This window comes from Staphylococcus sp. HMSC077D08, from assembly GCF_001837945.1.
GTDB classification, from domain to species: domain Bacteria; phylum Bacillota; class Bacilli; order Staphylococcales; family Staphylococcaceae; genus Staphylococcus; species Staphylococcus epidermidis.
Genome location: NZ_KV834827.1, coordinates 91483 through 93148, shown reverse-complemented (window position 1 = coordinate 93148; position 1666 = coordinate 91483). Strand labels below are relative to the sequence as shown.

The 1666-nt window shown below is 30.1% G+C and carries 2 protein-coding genes and 1 pseudogene; all 3 read left to right on the top strand.

Going from position 1 to position 1666, the window contains the following annotated elements; genetic code table 11:
- Positions 1-432: HNH endonuclease (locus HMPREF2663_RS11140; RefSeq protein WP_256322899.1), on the top strand; the 432-nt coding region annotated here is incomplete at its 5' end.
- A gap of 20 nt (positions 433-452) precedes the next feature.
- Positions 453-899 carry an SMI1/KNR4 family protein gene (locus HMPREF2663_RS11135; RefSeq protein ID WP_070846437.1) on the top strand — a complete coding sequence of 149 codons (447 nt, stop codon included), beginning with the start codon at positions 453-455 and terminating at the stop codon, positions 897-899.
- Between the two features lie 206 nt (positions 900-1105).
- Positions 1106-1618 (top strand): annotated as a pseudogene (locus HMPREF2663_RS11130) (DNA/RNA non-specific endonuclease); the annotation flags it as partial.
- Positions 1619-1666: the final 48 nt, after the last annotated feature.

The window sequence follows — 1666 nt, the reverse complement described above, 5'->3', positions numbered from 1 at the left end:
ACACCAAAAGATAGTATGGTAAAGAGTGAAGGAAATCAAATAAAAGCTAGTGTAAATAAATCTAAAAATTATAGTAAAGAAAAACCAAAAAATTCTCCAAATCCAAATAAGTGGCTAAAAAAGGGTGGGGAAATTAAGGTAGATGAGAATGGAACATGGATTTATACCAATAAGGATGATATTAAAGTTGCATATAGAAATGGTTATCCAGATTTTAAAGGAGCAGGACTTGTAGAACAAGAAGTGGATATTAATAGTTTTGATAATTATTACACCGATTTTAAAAAAGCAGATAAACTTGCGGAACGAAAGAAAAGGATCGAAAATACTTGGCACCATCATGAAGATGGGAAAACAATGCAAGAAGTAAATAAAAAAATTCATCGAGAATTCACTCATAGAGGTGGTACGTCACTAAAAAGAAAAAATTAAAATATTAGAAGGTGAAGTTAATGGAATTTAAAAAATTTGGTGAAATGTCTAAAGAAAAAATTAAATGGTTAGAACAGAAATATAGGGTTACTTTTCCAAACGATTATAAGCAATTTTTGTTAGGAAATAATGGTGGTTTTTTTAATATCGAAAACATGAACAAAGTACCAGTAGATGAATTAAATGATAATATATATATGGAAGTGTTATATGGATGTGATACACCTTATGATGTTACGAACATCGAATATTGGATGGATGAATTCGAATCGGAATTAATTGAAGAATCAATTATAATAGGTAATGATTTGTCACAAGGATTTTTAGTATTGATTTTATTAGAAGGATATGAAGGAGTATATTTCTGGGATGATGGACATAATTTCGAGTCATCAAATGATGAAGAAAATACTTATTTTATAGCCGAGACATTCACAAATTTCTTAAAAAAAATACAATATAAATAATATAGATTATATGAGAATATAATGGGAAATACAAATAGAATTATTGTTATGTGTAAAAATAAGCGTAAAGGAACATTAATATACAATAGATATTATTTAAGAGTGAAAGATAAGTTTCTCTGTCAAATAGAACTGGTCGGGTTAACTAATAGAAGTTAGGTGGAAATTACTTAACTTCTTTTTTGCATCGTATAAAGATTGCTAATTATCATGAAGCCCCTAACCTTACAAAGGTTGAATATGGTGACCATTATGAACGCAGATTTATGAAGCCTAAGAAATTGAAGGCCAACATCGAATATACAACACCACATGGACATGTATGTCGTACGGATCACAAAGGCCGGATTAAAGAAGTATATGCGTATGACCTATCACTTCAAGATGGCGGACGTAATTCATATGCGCATCGAACAGTAGGAAGAAAAGACCGATTACGAGATGATGACGGAGGTCATTTAATTGCGCGAGCATTCGGAGGTTCTAAAGATATAGATAATCTCGTACCACAAAGTAAATACATCAACCGTTCATTTAAAGAGAATGGAGAATGGTATATGATGGAGAAAGAATGGCAAAAAGCAATTAAAAAGGGAAGAGAAGTAAAAAATATTAAAATTGAAGTGAAATATAGGGGTGACAGTCAAAGACCTACACAATTTCAAGTGAAATATGAAATAAATAATAAGAAACATGAAAAATACATTGAAAACATTTAGGAGTGAGAAAATGGAGTTTGAAGAAAAATTAAATGAAATGTATCAAGA

What these genes read in the sequence shown, in the direction of transcription:
- HMPREF2663_RS11135 (WP_070846437.1), top strand. Translation starts at nt 453, where the DNA reads ATGGAATTTAAAAAATTTGGTGAAATGTCTAAAGAAAAAATTAAATGG.